We start from the raw sequence: 15,107 nt of genomic DNA on the forward strand, positions 1-15,107 counted from the left end.
AAAACGCATGGGGGCGATTGGCCTCGGCTCGCCGGGCGGGCCCGACGAGCCGAGGTGGAAGGCAAGCGACGCCTAGCGCTGGGTCAGCGCCCGACGGACGCCACCAGCCCGGTCCCCATGCCGCCCTTGCCGCCGACCGCGACGCCGTGACCGATGGGGGTGTTGCCGCCGGTGGAGATGCTGTCTCCCTTGCCGTTGCTGCCGATGGCGGCACTTCCGGCCGGACCGTGCACCGGGGCACCGGTCGCGGCGCAGCGACCCGCGTTGGTCGAGCCGGACTGGGACGCGCCCTTGGCGGTGGAGCCGGACTGGGCGCCCTTGGCGGTCGAGCCGATTGCACCGCCGGGGCAGTTCGCGGCGGTCTTGGTGACGTGGGACTTTGCTGCCAGGCTGGTCGCATTCGCGGCGGCGGCGAAGCCTCCGGCCAGGAGGGTTCCGCCCAGCACCGCGGCCACGATCGTCCTCTTGCGCATGCGTACTCCTTGAGTCGTGGACTCGTTCGTCCGTTCCCACCCGCGCTTGCGGGCTTGGGAGGAGGCTGGCTGACGCAAGTAATGTCAACGCTCGCGCATGCTTATAGCACGGTAAGTAAACGGCATCGGCGGTTGTTGAACTGTCCCCGACCACCGTGCTGTTGACCGCTCCCCGACGGTCGGCACCGAGGCCAAACGGGCGTCGGCCCGTCTGTCGGCAACGGTTGAATTTGGGTTCTACCCGAACACAAAGCCCAGCTACGACGAGTGCCCCTTCGACGACACCATGCAGGGGGCACCGCCTACAACCCGCCCAACCGTGCCATCAGTGGGCGTTTGATATTGATTCGAGATGGGCATTTCGAGAAGATTTGCTGTATTTATCGCCAACGTGCAGAGCCTGGAATGCCTGGAAACCCCGCACTGGCGAGAACCTTCCGCCCCATTAATGGACCAGACGGAATCCGGCGCCGATAAGCAGACCAAACGGGCACCCGAGTCGACCCCCTGAAGGCCGCGAAGGGGCATGTAAGGTACGAGTCGACCCAAAGAATGTTGGCCACATGGGCGACTTAGCGCCACAATCCATCCCTAAATGCCCTCTCAGGGCGTTGAAAAGCCGTATCAGTAGGCAAGTTGGGTATGGCGCGCACCAGCCACGAAGCCCGTCCATGCCTCCGCCGTCATGGTGAGATGGGGATGCTCGGGCCACTTGGAGTCGCGCACGAGCACGCCGGACGGGACGAAGGCGGCTTCTACGCACTCGGTCCCACTGCCGCCGCTGTAAGAAGACTTGAACCAGTGCGCTTCTGCCGACGTCACCATCAAGGCTCCCTGCTAATCCGTTCGATGAGCTCAGCGGAGGACTCGAAGTCGAGTGCCTGGGCGCTGAGGTATTCGAACGCCAATCTATAACGCTCCAGTTCCTGCGGCTTCTCCATGAAGAGGCCGCCGCCGATGAGGTCTACGTACACCACGTCGAGTTCGGGGGCCTGACCGCGGAGGACGGCGAAGCTGCCGACAGCCGCTGCGTGCGCGCCGCATGCGAACGGGAGTACCTGGACGGTGATGCGGGGGCGTTGGGACACAGCAAGCAGGTGTTCCAACTGCTGCCGCATGACCTTTTGGCCGCCCACCTTCCGTCGGAGCGCTGCCTCGTCGATCACACACCAGATGTGCGGTGGCTCCTCGCGGTCCAGCAACTCCTGCCGTTTCATGCGAATGTCGACCATGTGCTGGACCTCGCGCTCCGGGCACTGGACCTCCGAGGCCCGGTGTACGGCTTCGGCGTATGCGCGGGTCTGGAGCAGGCCGGGAACGTACATGCACGCGTAGTGGTCCTCGCGTACGACCTCGTCTTCGAGCGTGAGCATGAGGTTCATGGACTCGGGAATGGGGTCGGCGAGGGAGCGCCACCAGCCCTGGATCTTGGCGCCCTTGGCCAGCTCCACCAGCGCCAGACGTTCCTCGTCCGTTGCGCCGTACTCACGGCAAAGGGCATCGACGGTCGGCCACTTCACCGAGCCTTCCTTCGTTTCGTAGCGGCTGAGTGTCGCCTTCGAGATGCCGACGCGAGCGCCCGCCTCCTCCAGTGTCAGCCCCTTGAGCTCTCGGAGCCGGCGTAGGTCAGCTCCCAGTTGGCGCCTACGGGTGGTCGGTCCAACTGCCATGTCTATGGCCCTTCCTGTCACTGCGGTAGATCGTCGTCGTCCCTCGGGAGAGGCGGCAAGGTGGCGTGCGCCGGGGCGCGTTGTGCGGTGTCGTGCTCCTCTTCGCTAGTCATGAGAGTTCCATTTTGAAACTCTCACTGCAACTCTTGGTTGCTGTGTTGTCACTGAGCGCACAGGGCGCCACTGACAGTGTGAGTTAGGAAGCTGAGTACGTCATGGAATGCACCGGATGTATGCCAAGAAGGACGTGGGAGCTGCCGTTCCTGGCACAGGCGGAAGAAGTTGCCGCTCTGCGGCGCCTGCTGCGGCTCCACTTGGAGCTTTGGGGCTTGCCGGAAGTCAGCGAGGCCGCCCAGTTGTGCGTCAGCGAGCTCGTCGCCAACGTCATCAAGCACGTGGGGCCCGCGACCCCCACCACGCTCGCCGTCTTCATGAACGGCACCCGCTTGCGTATCGAAGTCCACGACCCCGACCCCCGCGCCCTCCCGGCCCTGACGGATGCGGACTCGGACGCCGAGGCGGGGCGAGGTATGGCTCTCATCGACGCCATCACCGAGCGTTGGGGCGTCGACCTCACCGCCGGGCACAAGGCGACGTGGTGTGAGCTGCGTACGAGTCTCACCGCGGCCGACGGGCACGCCGCGAGTCCTCGCATGGCACGAGCCGCGCACGTGCTCGGGCTCTACACCGAGGTGGCGAAGCTGCCACAAGGCTCCCGGCTCACTCGATTGGGGACGGCGGTGGCGGAGGAAACGGCGATCAACGTGATCGCCGACCTCCTCCACTGGCTCGGCGCTCATGGCCGGGACCCGGACGAGGTACTGGAGCGCGCTCAGGCCCACTTCCAGGCCGAGGCCGAACCCGCTGATTTTTAGCAGTGCTGTGGATCAGCTCGCCATGATGGCCGAGTACGTCCACACGTCGGCAGGGAGATCGTGCTTCAAGCGCCAGGTGATCGCCATCGGCTTGCTTCCCGTGTGGGACTGGTACGTTGCCGGGCCGAGGAGCATCCACGGCTGGGATTTGCCTATGTCGGTGTTCTTGTAGCGCCGCATGAACAGCAGGACGTGACCACCGCGCTGTTTGTGCTGCCGGTAGCGCATCCCGGTTCGGGAGTTCTCGGCCGTTGAGTTCTGTGACTCCCAGTGGAAGAGCGTCGGGCTCAACGCGTAGTCCTTGTACCGGACGGTGGGCGAGAAATCCTTCTCGTTCTTCTCCAACGTGATGAGCAGGGCGTCCGTCTGGAGCTCCTCGACCCACTGGACGCCCTGCGCGAAGGTGCGGGGCATCTGCCCACCGAAGCGGGCCACACCGAGGGCGGCGAGGATCTCCGAGCGGTTGTAGGAGCTGTGAACCTTCAGCGGGACCTGGCTGAGGTGGCCGGACAGCGGGATGGGGAAGTGGTCGGCCTGCTCGATGACGTGTGACAGTACCTGTCCCAGCTCGTCACGGAACGCTCGCTGAGAGCGAAGGGATTCAAGCCCCTCCTGGAAGCCGGTGAAGCCTCCCGCGTTGTCCCAAAGGTTGAAGAACAGCATGCGGGCGTACGACTGATCGGTCGGGCCCAGTTCCTCGTACGGTGAAGCGCCATCTTGGAGGAGGCGGAGGTAAGCGTCCGCGCGCTCCGGGTCGTCCACGTGGAGGAAAGCGTGGACCCGCTTCAGTAGCGCCGCTTCCCCATCTGCCGCGGGCTCCTCGATCAGGCCGGCCCGGCGCAGGACGGTCGTCCAGGAGTTCTCGCTCTTGTAGAGCTCCTTGATCTCCCGACGGCTCTCCCTGAGGTAGTCGGCAAGGCGCGGAGTGCTGTAGGCCTTGACCTCCTTCACCAACGTCTTCACCGTGGCGTTCACTTGAGCCCGGATGTTGTCGAGGATGAGATCCTTCGACTTGCCCTCCAGGATGATCTGGCACCCGGACGGCAGTTGCGGGAAGTCGTGCTCGATGTGATCGACGAGCCGGTTCCGCGACAGGTTGGTCAGTGCCCGGAACTGCTCCTCGAAGCGGAACTCAGCCCGGTGCTGCCCGATGAAGTCAAGGACGGTGAGCACCGGCTTCGTCTCAGTGCGTCTCAGCCCCCGGCCTAGCTGCTGGAGGAAGACGGTGGCGCTGTTGGTGGGGCGGAGGAGGAGCAGCGTGTCGACGTCAGGGATGTCGAGTCCCTCGTTGAACAGGTCGACGGAGAAGATCACTTGGAGGTTTCCGTCGCGCAGATCAGACAGGGCCTGGGCACGCGCGTCAGCGGATGAGTCGCTGTCGAGCGCCACGGCCTTGAAACCGGCCTTGCGGAAGAAGTCAGCCATGAAGTGGGCGTGTGCCTTGGTCACGCAGAAGCCGAGTGCGCGCATGGCCCCTGGGTCGGAGACCTTGTCTCGGATCTGCTTCACCACGATCCGTGCGCGGGCGTGGTTGCCCGTGTAGAGGTTGCCGAGCTCCTGGTCGGCGTACGAACCCTTCTGCCAGCCCAAGCTCGTCAGATCGGTGCCGTCAGGGATGCCGAAGTAGTGGAAGGGGCACAGCAGGTCGTTTTCCAGGGCTTCCCACAGCCGCATCTCGGCAGAGATCCGGCCCTCGAAGAACTCGTCCTGGACGTTGAGCCCGTCCATCCGCTCGGGGGTGGCCGTCAGGCCGAGGAGTTCCTTCGGCGTGAAGTGGTCGATGACCCGCCGATACGTGGTCGCGGTGGCGTGGTGGAACTCGTCGATGACGATGATGTCGAAGTGGTCCGGAGCCAGTTGCTCAAGGCGCTGGACATTGAGCGATTGGACGCTGGCGAAGACGTGGTTCCACTCGCGCGGATCTTGTCCCGAGTGCAGCAGCTCCCCGAACGACGCGTCGTCCAGGACCTCTCGGTAGGTGCGCAGAGACTGCTTGAGGATCTCTTTGCGATGGGCCACGAACAGCAGCTTCGGCCGGCCGCCGTCCGACTTCTTGCACAGGCTGCGGTAGTCCAGGGCAGCCATCACCGTCTTCCCGGTACCGGTGGCCGCGACCAGCAGGTTCCGGTGCCGCCCACGAAGCTCCCGCTCGACGGTGAGCCGCTCCAGCATGTCTCGCTGGTGCGGGAAGGGGCGTACCTCCAGGCCGGAAAGGTTGATCTTCAGGTCGGTGGCGGAGCTGGTGCCACTCGCCTGGGCCAGCGCTCCATCGAGGCGCTCACCGTGCAGGTCTGGGTCGTAGGTCTCGAAGGCGGTGTCATGCCAATACGCGTCGAAGGTCGCCTCGAACTTGTCCAGTACCGCGGGGGTGGCGACGGACGACAGCCGCACGTTCCACTCCAGGCCGTCGAGCAGTGCGGCCCTGGACAGGTTCGAGCTGCCGACGTAGGCGGTGTCGAAGCCCGTCTTGCGCCGGAACAGCCAGGCTTTGGCGTGCAGGCGTGTGGAGCGGATCTCGTAGTTGACCTTGACGGTGGCGCCGAAGTCTCGCACCAGCCGGTCGAGCGCGTGACGGTCGGTGGCGCCCATGTATGTGGTCGTGATGACCCGAATCTGTACACCGCGCTCCTTGGCCGCGCGTAGCGCGTCCTCCAGGACGCGGATTCCGTACCACTTCACGAACGCGCAAAGCAGGTCGATACGGTCCGCGGTCGCGAGCTCGGCGCGCAGCTCCGCACCCAGACTGAGGTCCTCCGGCGAGTTCGTGAGCAGCGAGGTCTCGGACAGCGGAGTGAGCGGACGGATCGCGTAGGCGCCCGGCGCCTCCTGCTCAGCGAGCGCGAGCAACTGCCGCGGGCCCTCGACGACCGTGCTTATGGGATCGATGTCGCTCTGGCTGGTGGCACCGGTGGCCAGAGATTCCAGGACCTTGTTGACGAAGGGGACCTGCTGATCGGACGGGAGCTGGTTGAGCGTGCGGGCGACCACCTCGCTGACATGCCGAGCCAGCACATGAGGCGTGGACTCGGAACTCACCTCCGCGTCGATGGCCTTCCACCCCACGGCCTCGAGCTGCCCCAGCTCATCACGCACATCCTCAGTGATCAGCTTCTCGTACACGCCCGCGACCGGCTGCCCCAGATCCTGTGCTTCTGCCATCATGTCCCCCTTGATCAGCGTCAATGGCTCTGTTTTAACAGGAGCCACTGACAGGCGATACAGGTGGCAGGCTCATCGGTGCTGGGATCGAGCGCCTTGGAGCCGCGCTGAGGTGACGATCATCCAGTGCCAAGACCCGCGGCCGTACCCAGACCGGCACGCACATCCCCCGTTCATGGCGTTTCCGGCCTCCGGTTCACCCACTCCCTCGCCCTCGTGAGGTCAGACGCCGTGCCCACCACCTGGTACGCGAAGCCGTCCCATTCCTCCAGGACGCGTGGCTCGTCCGGTCGTAGATGGCCGGCGCCGCCGTGGATCGGCCGGTGGCGGCGGTGGACGTCCATCGGCGGTCAGCGTCGCTTGTCGTACGCGGTGAGCGGGCGTCGGCGTCGAGCCGGGGAACAGACCTGGGCGACGGTGCTTGGCCATGCTGTCGATCAGAACGGCGACACAACATCGCCGCCGCCACCCGCCACCCGCCACCGCGCCCGCGACGCCCCTCACCGCCCCCGGGCTGGGCTGATCAACCAGGACCTGCCTGCTCAACCGGACAGATCTGCTACTCGCAAAGGCCCTGACCGCGAACCCCGGACGGGATGCTGACGGTGTCGGTTCTGCTTCGCAGGGTGAACATGGTCACGCTCGTAATTCTTGCCTTCGCGGCTCGTGAAGGCGAGTATTAACTCGCCGAGAGGTGCATTTAGGTAATTCATCAGAGGGGGGAATTCGTGCGCGTAAAGCACGCTTGCAAATCCTTAGCAACCTTCGCTGCGACTGTCGCGGTGGTCGCACTCGCGGCCCCGGCATCGGCACACGCATCAGACGATGCGCCGGGCGCGACGGGGCCCGTGTCAACCGTCAACGAGGCAGATGTGGAAGTGGCTGCCGACTCCACTGTCTGCAAGCGGCAGCACTATTCGAAGGTGGCATACACCTTCTGGATCGGCCCAATGAAGATGCCTCTGCGCTGCGGGACGAAAAGCTGGGGGTACAATCACATCGTGGAGCGGGGGCGCTGGAGTACCAGCTTCAAGAACAAGATCTCAGACACCCTCTACAAGGGCTATGAGCGATCCCCTGGCGTCTACTACCGCTACAAGGTTTCGGAGACCTGCACCCCGAAGCCGATCAAGAATTTCAAGGTGGTCGTCAACAAGGGGCCGCTCGGCGGAAAGCCGGGCGGCCTGACGCCGCAGGGAGTCATCACGGCTGTGGAAGAATACACGTCGGGTGCCGCAGCAGGTTCTCTGGATGCTGCAGGGACAAAGTGCTAAGAGGGTCGAATGGCCAGTCAAGAGCAGATCAGAGATGGACTCCATCGTAGGCTCTCCGGAATTCAGAGACAGGGGTCGGTCCCCATCGAGGTCCTGGATCTGAAAGTGTCCTCATCGCACCCAGAACTGCTCTTGGTGTTCCGTGTGTGCGTCGCAGGTGAGGTGTGGGAGGTTTCGCTCGATTACACGGGGTATGAAGCGAGCCTCATGAGCGGGGACCCTGCCAAGGAATCATTCGACTACCTGGCATTCCTCGCCCGGACCCACCTCTTCGAGTGGTGGCACACCAAAGACACCGAGAAGATCTCTGCGCGCATGGGGAAACGACTGGACTGAAGCAGCGGGGCGGCGACTCGACATCGCCGTCCCGTTCCTGTTCGTGCCGGGCAGCGCGCAGCGTTTCCGCATCAGCAGATGCCCAGCCTGCGGATGCCCGAGCCCTGAACAACTCAGGAACCGCGCCGGTCATCCCGTCTCGGTGCAGCAGGCGCAGACCCCAGGGCTACCGCCCGTTCTCCCCACCCCGCAACGACGACAAGACCAACCGCCCGTATCGCGTGGTCAAAGCCGCAGCCGTCGCCGCCACAGACAGCCCGAGGCCGACGAGAAGGTGGGGCAGGGAGTGGTCGTCCAGCACCTGCAGGATGCCCAGGGCCGTGCCGAGCGGCAGACCCAGGATGGTGAGGACGCCCAGGGCGCCGCTGATCTGCTGGCTTTCCTGGGTCTGCACGAGGCGGCTGTAGTCGGCCGCCTCGGCGAGGATCTCGGCGAAGCGGGCCGGGAGGCGGTGCTGGTGCTGGAAGGCGAGGAGGAGTTCGTTGGCGGGGCCGTGGGCGGTGAGGTGCTGGCGCCAGTAGCCGCTGCGGAACAGGGCGATGCTGCGCTCCAGGGTGGCGACGCGGCGGGCCAGGCGCCGGGGTGAGGTGAACACGTCCGAGAGTTCGTCGGTGAGCTCGTCGATGTGGTCGCGCTGGAGGGAGCCCAGCAGCAGGGCGTCGAGGTAGACGGTACGGGAGTGCAGCGCGCCGAACTCGAAGAAGTCGCCCTCGCCCGTGTCGGGCCGGTGGCCGAGGAAGGCGGCGCCCTGCCGTAGTACCAGGGCGCTCCAGTCCGCGGAGATTCGTACGGCCCCCTTGAGCTCTTCGGCGGCGGTCTCCGGGGCCGGAGGGAAGTCCGCCGAGTTGGAGCGGGAAGCCAGTTGCCACAGCCAGCGGTCGGCCGTGGCGGGCAGGACGCCTTCCGGGCTGTTGCGGAGGGCGGGCGTGTGCCGGTCCGTCGGGGTCAGGAAGGCGATCGTGTACGGGCGGGCGAGGGCGAAGGGTGTGGCGGAGACACGGACGTCGGCGATTCCGGCGAGGAGCGCGGCCGGGTCGAACGGGCCGGTGAGGCCGGTGACCGGGTCGTCATCGGCGGAGGGGCGGCGGCCGGCGAGGGACCGCAGTACCGGCAGGAGCGGTCGTTCCACGGTGAAGTGCAGTACCGCGAGGGCGTGTTCAGGGTCGCGGGCGGTGGCCGCGCGGAGGAGTTCCATGCCGAGCAGGCGCAGCCCGTCGTGCTTGATGTCGAGCGGCAGGTGCCAGCGCCGTGGCCGTCCGGGGGCGCCGTACAGGGCACGGGCGGAGGCCGGGGTGAAGTACGTCGACCTGGTCGGCGCGTCCGTACGACGGCTGCCGAGCTCGAACGGGAACGGGCCCTCCGGCCAGCCGGGAGCGCGGCGGAGCCGGGCGGGCAGGACGACGGTCAGTTCCTGGCGAGCGCCCGTGACGTCGTCGAGCGGTGACACTTCGTTGCCGGTCACCGGTAGTACGCCGCCGGATCCGGCTGGTCAAGGCGGATGTCGACGATGGTCCCGTGACGCGGCGATGTGCCGTCCGGCTTCAACGCGTCTCGCACTTCAGGCCGCCCCACGGTCCCCCTCGCGTGTCACCTGGTCGTGCCGTCACCGGTCACCACGCAGACTATCGCGGGTGCTGGGACGGCAACAGTGCGCAATGCGACGGTGATTGGACCAAGCCTATGTGCCGGGGCGCGGAGCGCGGGCGTACTCAGTGAGGGCGCTCCCTATCGTCGGTCACTGCCCGGTGGTACGCCTTGTTGGCGATGCGCCACCTGCCGTCGGCGTGGACCAGCAGGAAGACGTCGGTGAAGGTGTCCGCGCCGTGCCGGAGGGTCATGGACGCGGTCGCGACGGTGCCGTGGACGTCGATGGTGTCGATGCGGCGGGAGCGAGTCGGTTCATCCGGGGCCGGGTGGCCGGGGAAGAAGGCGCAGTACTCGTCCAGGGGCCATGACACGAAGGCGCCGTCCCGGATGCCCTCGATGTGGGCGGTGGGCAGGAACGCGTCGCGGAAGTGGGTGGGGTCGCCGGTGGCGTGGCCGCGGATGTAGGAACGCAGTGGTTCGAGTACGGCGTCATCCGTGGCGGGGACCGTGGCGGCGACGGCGATGTCGGCCTCGGGGTCGGCAGGGGCGTCGGCCAGGTCGGCGGCGCTGCGCAGGGGGCTGTCCGAGGCGGCGGCCAGCAGTGCCATGTCCTTGGCCAACGCGCCGATCGTGAACTCGGCCGGGGCCGCGGTCGCGGCCGACCGGTCGGCGAGGAACGTGCGCTTGCGGGTGACGAACTTGCCGAGCTGGCCGAGTTCGAGGACGTCCAGCACCTGGGCGCGGGGCAGGCCCAGGGCGTCGGCCTGCCGCAGTGAGTCGCGCAGCGCGAGGACGGCGCCGGCGAGGCTGCTGTTGGCGACCAGCTTGAGCGCGGCGGCGGTGGCGGCGTCGTCGACGTGTCGCACGGTGCCGAGAGCTTGCAGTACCGGTTGGACCCGGTCGAGCGCGTCCTGGTCGGCGGCGGCGATAATCCGCAGGGCGCCGGTGGTGACGGCCGGCACGGAGCCGAGTACGGGTGCGTGGACGTAGGAAGGGCCGAGCTGCCGGGCCAGCGCCGAGGCCTCGGCGGGGGCGATGGTGCTGGTGTTCAGCACGATCGTGTCCGGTCGCAGCGAGTCGCGGACCTGGTCGACGATCTGCCGGCACGCCTGGCCGTCGAACAGCGCCAGGAGCGCGATGTCGGCCTTCGCCACGGCGTCGTTCGGATCGCGGGTCGTCTCGACGGCGCCTGCGGTGCGCCCGGACCGTGTCCAGCCGACGACGTCCCAGTCGTGGTCGGCGAGTCGTGTCGCGATCGCGGAGCCCATGCGTCCCAGGCCGAGGACGGCGATGGTGTGCGGTGTGGTCATGCGTCCGAGCGTGGGGCATCGGGAGGGGTGCGACAAGCGCAGATCCGGCAGGGCTGCTCTGCGAGGTCCGCATATCGGCAGGCATGCTTGTGCCATGGTGCTCACTGCGTGGCGGACGTTTGTGACGGTGTGTCGGCTCGGGTCGCTGTCGGCGGCGGCCGGCGAACTCGGTTACACGCAGTCGGCCGTCTCCCGGCAGATCGCCGGGCTGGAGCGCGAGCTCGGGGTGCTGCTGGTGCAGCGGCATGTGCGGGGCGTGCGCCCGACGCCTGCCGGAGAGGTGTTCCGCCACCACGCCATGGCCGCGCTCGACGAGGCCGACCGGGCCGTTCGTGCCGTACGGGAACTGCGTGACGGTGCGCCGGGCCGGCCGTTGGCCGTCGGGGCGACGCCGTCACTGGCCGCCGGGCTCGTGCCCGTGGCGATCCGCCGCCTGCTGGACACGGCCGGACCCCTCCGGTGGAGCCTGCTGCCCGGACTGAGCCTGGAGCTGCACGACCGGGTGGTCTCCGGCGACCTCGACGTCGCCGTCGTCACCGATGCGCCACCGGGGCTTCCCAACGACCCGCGTCTCGAACGACGGTTCCTGGGGATGGACGAGATGGTCGTCGTGCTGCCCGCCGACCACCCGCGGGCCGGATGCGGCCCGGTGCACATTCGGGAACTGGCCGACCAGACCTGGGTGGAGGACAACGAGGGCTCCGCGGCACTGCTGCGCCAGCACGCCGCCCGCGCCGGAGTGACCGCCCGCATCGACCTCACCGCGACCGATCTGCCCGGCAAGACGGCCCTGGTCGCGACCGGCCACGCCATCGCGCTGATACCCGGAGTGCTGACTCGCGCGCTGCGGACCGACGTCACCACGGTGGCTCTCGTCGATCCACCGACCCGCGGCATCTACGTGATCACACCACGTCGCGCCCCACACCCGTCCGCGGCGTCCTTGCTCGATCAGCTCGTGATGGCCTTCGGCGAACCCGGGCAACGGGAATGAATCGCGTTCCCCTCAGGTGGTTCCGGCAGGGTCGGGCGTCCCGTGGCACTCCCCGTACGTCCGTCCCGATCCACACCAGCAAGCCGCTCCCCGCTGCGGAGGCCACGCCACCGCCCGTCCCCGAGCCGCCAGTGTCGTCGCGTACTGCGGCAGCAGCGTCGCGTCGGACGGGGACGCGCCCTCCGAGGCCGCGAAGGCCTCGTAGGAGGGGACCGTGCCTGTGACGATGCCCAGGTTCGGGGTGCCGGAGGAGGCAAGCTCGCGCAGGGACGCCTCTATCGTCGCCAGGTGGGTCTCGTGGGAGGGGTACTCCGTGGCCAGGGCGGCGTAGGCCGTGAGGAGTTCGGTCAGTTCTGCCGCCGGCCAGTGGAGGACCGCCACCGGGAAGGGGCGGGAGAGGGCGGCGCGGTAGGCGCCCAGTTCGGCGTGGAGGCGGGTGATCTCCGCCTTCAGTTCCGCGGGGTTCTCCGAGCCCAGGGACCAGACCCGTTTCGGGTCGTGGAGTTCGTCCAGGGGGACGGGGGAGGTGTGGAGGGTGTCGGCCAGCATGTCCCAGTCGTCGTGGGCGGCGCCCAGCATGCGGCGTACGCGGTGGCGGCCGAAGAGGAGGGGGCGGGTGGCGTACGGGGGTTCCGTGGCGTTCGTCAGCAGCCGCTCCACTCCCTCCGTGAACGTCTCGTGCGCTGCCTCGAGCTCGTCGTGGGACTCCAGGGACTCCGCGATGATCACCCAGGGGGCCGGGTCGCGGGGGGACGCGGAGCGGATGCCCTCGATGATCGCTCTCGCCTCCGCCTCGTGGTCGTACTCCCAGAGGTTGGAGGCCTTGAGGGCGCGGACCAGGTGGGAGTTCTCCAGGGCGGCGGGGGAGGAGAGCAGGTGGTCGTAGAGGGTGGTCGCGGCGGGGCGGTCGCCGGACAGTTCCAGGTGGGCCGCGGCCCGGAGGAGGAGGGCCTCGGCGTCCTCGGGATACAGATCGGCGGTCCGCCGCAGGCGGGCCGCCTCGGCGGCGTGGTCGACGTTTTCGGCGGGCGTGTCGGGGCGCATGGGGGACACCGTACTGCCGGGCGGTGACATGAGTGAGGCAGGTGCAGGTCAAGTGGCCGGGCGCCCGATCTGCTCGCCGCCGCGTCCCGGGGTGCAGCGAGGCTCGGAGGAGCCGCCCGGGCGCCCTTCGTATAACCTCGGGTCCGAGGCTGTGCGCCGGTGCGGGAGGGGAGTTGACGTGATCCGTAGTCGGGTTGGTCTGCGTCTCTTCGCCGCGCTGCTGCTTCTGCTGCTGCCGGTCGTTCTGCTCGACACCGGTGGTCTCTTCGCGACCGTTGCCGTCGCGCTCGCCGCTACCGCCGCTGCCGGGGCCGCGCTCGTCGTCTGTGCGGTGCTGGCCTCGCGGTGTGTGCCCGCCGTGGCGCCCACTCGGGTGCGTACGGCCATGCGTGACCGGGCCCTTCGTACGGCCTTCCTGCCGCAGCGGGATCCCGATGCCGCGGGTCGGCGCCGGCCCAGGGCGCCCGGGTGCTTCCTTCCGGCGATCGCCGCGTAGGGCACACCACGCACCTCACCTCGTGACCCTGCGCGGGTCGTCATGCCGTCATCACGTCATCCCGTACGTCCGGCACGACGAGACCCCCGGAGGGCTCACCCATGTCCGTTTTCGCCAGTCTGGTCGAGCGGCTCGCCGACCTGCTCCAGCCGCTGTTCCACGCCTCCGCGGCCGCCGCCGCGATCGTTCTGTTCACCGCCCTCGTACGACTGCTCGTCCACCCCCTCTCCCGGGCCGCCGCGCGTGGGCAGAAGGCGCGGGCCGCGTTGCGGCCGAGGGTCGACGAGCTGCGGAGGAAGTACCGGAAGGACCCCGAGAAGCTGCAGAAGGCCGTGCTGGAGCTGCACGCTCGGGAGAAGGTGTCGCCGCTGTCGGGCTGTCTGCCCAGCCTGCTGCAACTGCCCGCCTTCTTCCTGCTCTACCACCTGTTCTCGAGTACGTCGGCGGCCGGCGGTGACGGGCTGCTCAGTCACCGGTTGCTGGCCGCGCCGCTCGACGGGCGGTGGGTCGATGCGCTGGCGCAGGACGGTGTGTTCGGGGCCGCGGGAGCGGTGTATCTGGGGCTGTTCGCGGTTGTGGGCCTGGTGGCCACCTTCAACTTCCTTCAGGCGAGGCGGAGCCTGGTCGACGTGGGTGCCGTCGGCAGGGTCATGCCGTTCATGTCCTTCTTCACGCTCGTCACCGTGGCCGTGGTGCCGCTGGCCGCCGCGCTGTACGTGGTGACCAGTACGGCGTGGAGTGCGGTCGAACGGGTTGCGCTGTATCGGTGAGATCCAGTACGTGAACGGGGTATTGCTGGGTGAACATTTGGGCAGCCGCCGACGGTGGCTTCTGCGATCGCCTGTCGTCACCGGGACTGCTTCTTCAGTCCAGTTCTTCAGTCCAGCGTGATCCTGGCGGCCACCGGCAGGTGGTCGCTGCCGGTGGCGGGCAGGGTGCGGATGTGGGTGACGGACGCCGAGCGGGCCATGACCTGGTCGATCCGGGCCAGGGGGAAGACGTCGGGGAAGCTGAAGGCGAGGCCTCGTTCCGCCACGTTCATCTGTGAGGTCAGCGGGGCCAGGCCGCGGTCGTCGACCGTGCTGTTGAGGTCGCCCAGCAGGACCACCGTTCCCAGCTTCTCGGCGGCGATGGCCGTGCCCAGCAGGCCGGCGCTCTCGTCGCGCCGGGCGGATGCGAGGCCGCTCGCCCGGACGCGGACCGAGGGCAGGTGCGCGACGTACGCCGCGATCTCGCCGTGCGGCGTGTGGACCACGGTCCGCAGCCCGCGGCTCCAGTCCTCCGAGATCCCCCGGGGTTTGATGTCCAGCAGCCGGGTGCCGGTCAGCGGATGCTTCGACCAGAGTCCGACGGTGCCCCGGACCGCGCGGTACGGGTACTGCGGAGCGAGGGTCTTCTCGTAGACCGCCAGCGCCGGGGGCACCAGCTCCTGAAGCGCGATGAGATCGGGCTCGGCGCCGGCCAGGGCGCGGGCCGTGCCCGCCGGGTCGGTGTTCTCGTCGCTGACGTTGTGCTGCACCACGAGCAGGTCGTGCGCGCCGGGCTCCGGTCCGGGCAGGAGCAGTCCGCCGAAGAGGTACGTCCAGGCCGCCACCGGCAGGAGCAGGGCCACCAGCGCGACGGCCGAACGGCGCAGCAGCGCCAGGCCGAGCAGCACCACGACCACCAGGCCGAGCCAGGGCAGGAACGCTTCCAGCAGACTGCCCAGACGGCCCACGGAGTTGGGCACGGCCCGGTGGAACACCAGCAGCCCGGCCGTCAGCACCGCGAGCGCGGCGAGCACCCGCCCCCGCGTCCACCGGGGTGCCGCCGCCTTCGCCGCCGGCGTCGCACCGCTGTCCGCCCGCACCTGCTCCACCGTGGCTCCCCGTCCCCTTGACCTCACGTCC

General features: G+C 68.2%; 15 protein-coding genes. 6 read left to right on the plus strand and 9 right to left on the minus strand.

The annotated features are described in order from the left end of the window. Positions 1-83 precede the first annotated feature (83 nt). The 3 genes from ACX25U_RS22985 to ACX25U_RS22995 form a co-directional block, all read right to left on the minus strand. Positions 84-473 carry a hypothetical protein gene (locus ACX25U_RS22985; RefSeq protein WP_454382745.1) on the minus strand — a complete coding sequence of 130 codons (390 nt, stop codon included), beginning with the start codon at positions 471-473 and terminating at the stop codon, positions 84-86. A 624-nt stretch (positions 474-1,097) separates the two neighbouring features. Further along, the gene (locus tag ACX25U_RS22990) at positions 1,098-1,298 is read right to left on the minus strand and encodes a DUF397 domain-containing protein (RefSeq protein WP_454382747.1); all 201 of its coding nucleotides are present in this window, start codon (positions 1,296-1,298) and stop codon (positions 1,098-1,100) included. Further along, positions 1,298-2,143 (minus strand): helix-turn-helix domain-containing protein, encoded by an 846-nt coding sequence (locus ACX25U_RS22995; protein ID WP_454382749.1) that lies wholly within the window; start codon positions 2,141-2,143, stop codon positions 1,298-1,300. Before ACX25U_RS22995 ends, ACX25U_RS22990 begins: the two co-directional genes overlap by 1 nt. A gap of 233 nt (positions 2,144-2,376) precedes the next feature. Here ACX25U_RS22995 and ACX25U_RS23000 point away from each other — a divergent pair, with 233 nt between their 5' ends. Further along, entirely contained in the window at positions 2,377-3,018 is a 642-nt protein-coding gene (locus tag ACX25U_RS23000) for an ATP-binding protein (RefSeq protein ID WP_454382751.1), read from the plus strand. A gap of 12 nt (positions 3,019-3,030) precedes the next feature. Here ACX25U_RS23000 and ACX25U_RS23005 read toward each other — a convergent pair whose 3' ends face one another. Together ACX25U_RS23005 and ACX25U_RS23010 are read right to left on the minus strand one after the other, a co-directional pair. Beyond that, on the minus strand, positions 3,031-6,180 hold the full coding sequence (locus tag ACX25U_RS23005) for a DUF3427 domain-containing protein (RefSeq protein WP_454382753.1): 3,150 nt from the start codon (positions 6,178-6,180) through the stop codon (positions 3,031-3,033). A gap of 170 nt (positions 6,181-6,350) precedes the next feature. Then, positions 6,351-6,521 carry a DUF6087 family protein gene (locus ACX25U_RS23010; RefSeq protein WP_454382755.1) on the minus strand — a complete coding sequence of 57 codons (171 nt, stop codon included), beginning with the start codon at positions 6,519-6,521 and terminating at the stop codon, positions 6,351-6,353. 504 nt (positions 6,522-7,025) lie between these two features. Here ACX25U_RS23010 and ACX25U_RS23015 point away from each other — a divergent pair. Then, a complete protein-coding gene (locus ACX25U_RS23015; protein ID WP_458633780.1) occupies positions 7,026-7,451 on the plus strand; it encodes a hypothetical protein in 426 nt (141 codons plus the stop codon). A gap of 207 nt (positions 7,452-7,658) precedes the next feature. After that, positions 7,659-7,787, plus strand: coding sequence for a hypothetical protein (locus tag ACX25U_RS23020; RefSeq protein WP_454382759.1), 129 nt, complete (start codon positions 7,659-7,661; stop codon positions 7,785-7,787). A gap of 166 nt (positions 7,788-7,953) precedes the next feature. Here the strand turns inward: ACX25U_RS23020 and ACX25U_RS23025 are convergent, their stop codons facing one another. Continuing rightward, a complete protein-coding gene (locus ACX25U_RS23025) occupies positions 7,954-9,249 on the minus strand; it encodes a hypothetical protein (RefSeq protein ID WP_454382761.1) in 1,296 nt (431 codons plus the stop codon). Positions 9,250-9,496: 247 nt separating this feature from the next. Further along, a complete protein-coding gene (locus ACX25U_RS23030) occupies positions 9,497-10,684 on the minus strand; it encodes a nuclear transport factor 2 family protein (protein WP_454382763.1) in 1,188 nt (395 codons plus the stop codon). 94 nt (positions 10,685-10,778) lie between these two features. Here ACX25U_RS23030 and ACX25U_RS23035 point away from each other — a divergent pair, with 94 nt between their 5' ends. Beyond that, complete coding sequence (locus ACX25U_RS23035; protein ID WP_454382764.1) at positions 10,779-11,678, plus strand: LysR family transcriptional regulator; 900 nt, start codon at positions 10,779-10,781, stop codon at positions 11,676-11,678. Between the two features lie 12 nt (positions 11,679-11,690). Here the strand turns inward: ACX25U_RS23035 and ACX25U_RS23040 are convergent, their stop codons facing one another. Next, positions 11,691-12,722, minus strand: coding sequence for an SEC-C domain-containing protein (locus ACX25U_RS23040; RefSeq protein WP_454382766.1), 1,032 nt, complete (start codon positions 12,720-12,722; stop codon positions 11,691-11,693). A gap of 178 nt (positions 12,723-12,900) precedes the next feature. Between ACX25U_RS23040 and ACX25U_RS23045 the strand changes: the two genes are divergently transcribed. Both ACX25U_RS23045 and ACX25U_RS23050 read left to right on the plus strand, forming a co-directional pair. Further along, the gene (locus ACX25U_RS23045) at positions 12,901-13,218 is read left to right on the plus strand and encodes a DUF6412 domain-containing protein (RefSeq protein WP_454382768.1); all 318 of its coding nucleotides are present in this window, start codon (positions 12,901-12,903) and stop codon (positions 13,216-13,218) included. Between the two features lie 101 nt (positions 13,219-13,319). Continuing rightward, complete coding sequence (locus tag ACX25U_RS23050; protein WP_454382769.1) at positions 13,320-13,988, plus strand: YidC/Oxa1 family membrane protein insertase; 669 nt, start codon at positions 13,320-13,322, stop codon at positions 13,986-13,988. A gap of 107 nt (positions 13,989-14,095) precedes the next feature. Here the strand turns inward: ACX25U_RS23050 and ACX25U_RS23055 are convergent, their stop codons facing one another. Beyond that, positions 14,096-15,067, minus strand: coding sequence for an endonuclease/exonuclease/phosphatase family protein (locus ACX25U_RS23055; RefSeq protein WP_454394457.1), 972 nt, complete (start codon positions 15,065-15,067; stop codon positions 14,096-14,098). Positions 15,068-15,107: the final 40 nt, after the last annotated feature.

It is taken from the genome of Streptomyces sp. JNUCC 63 (genome assembly GCF_054366325.1).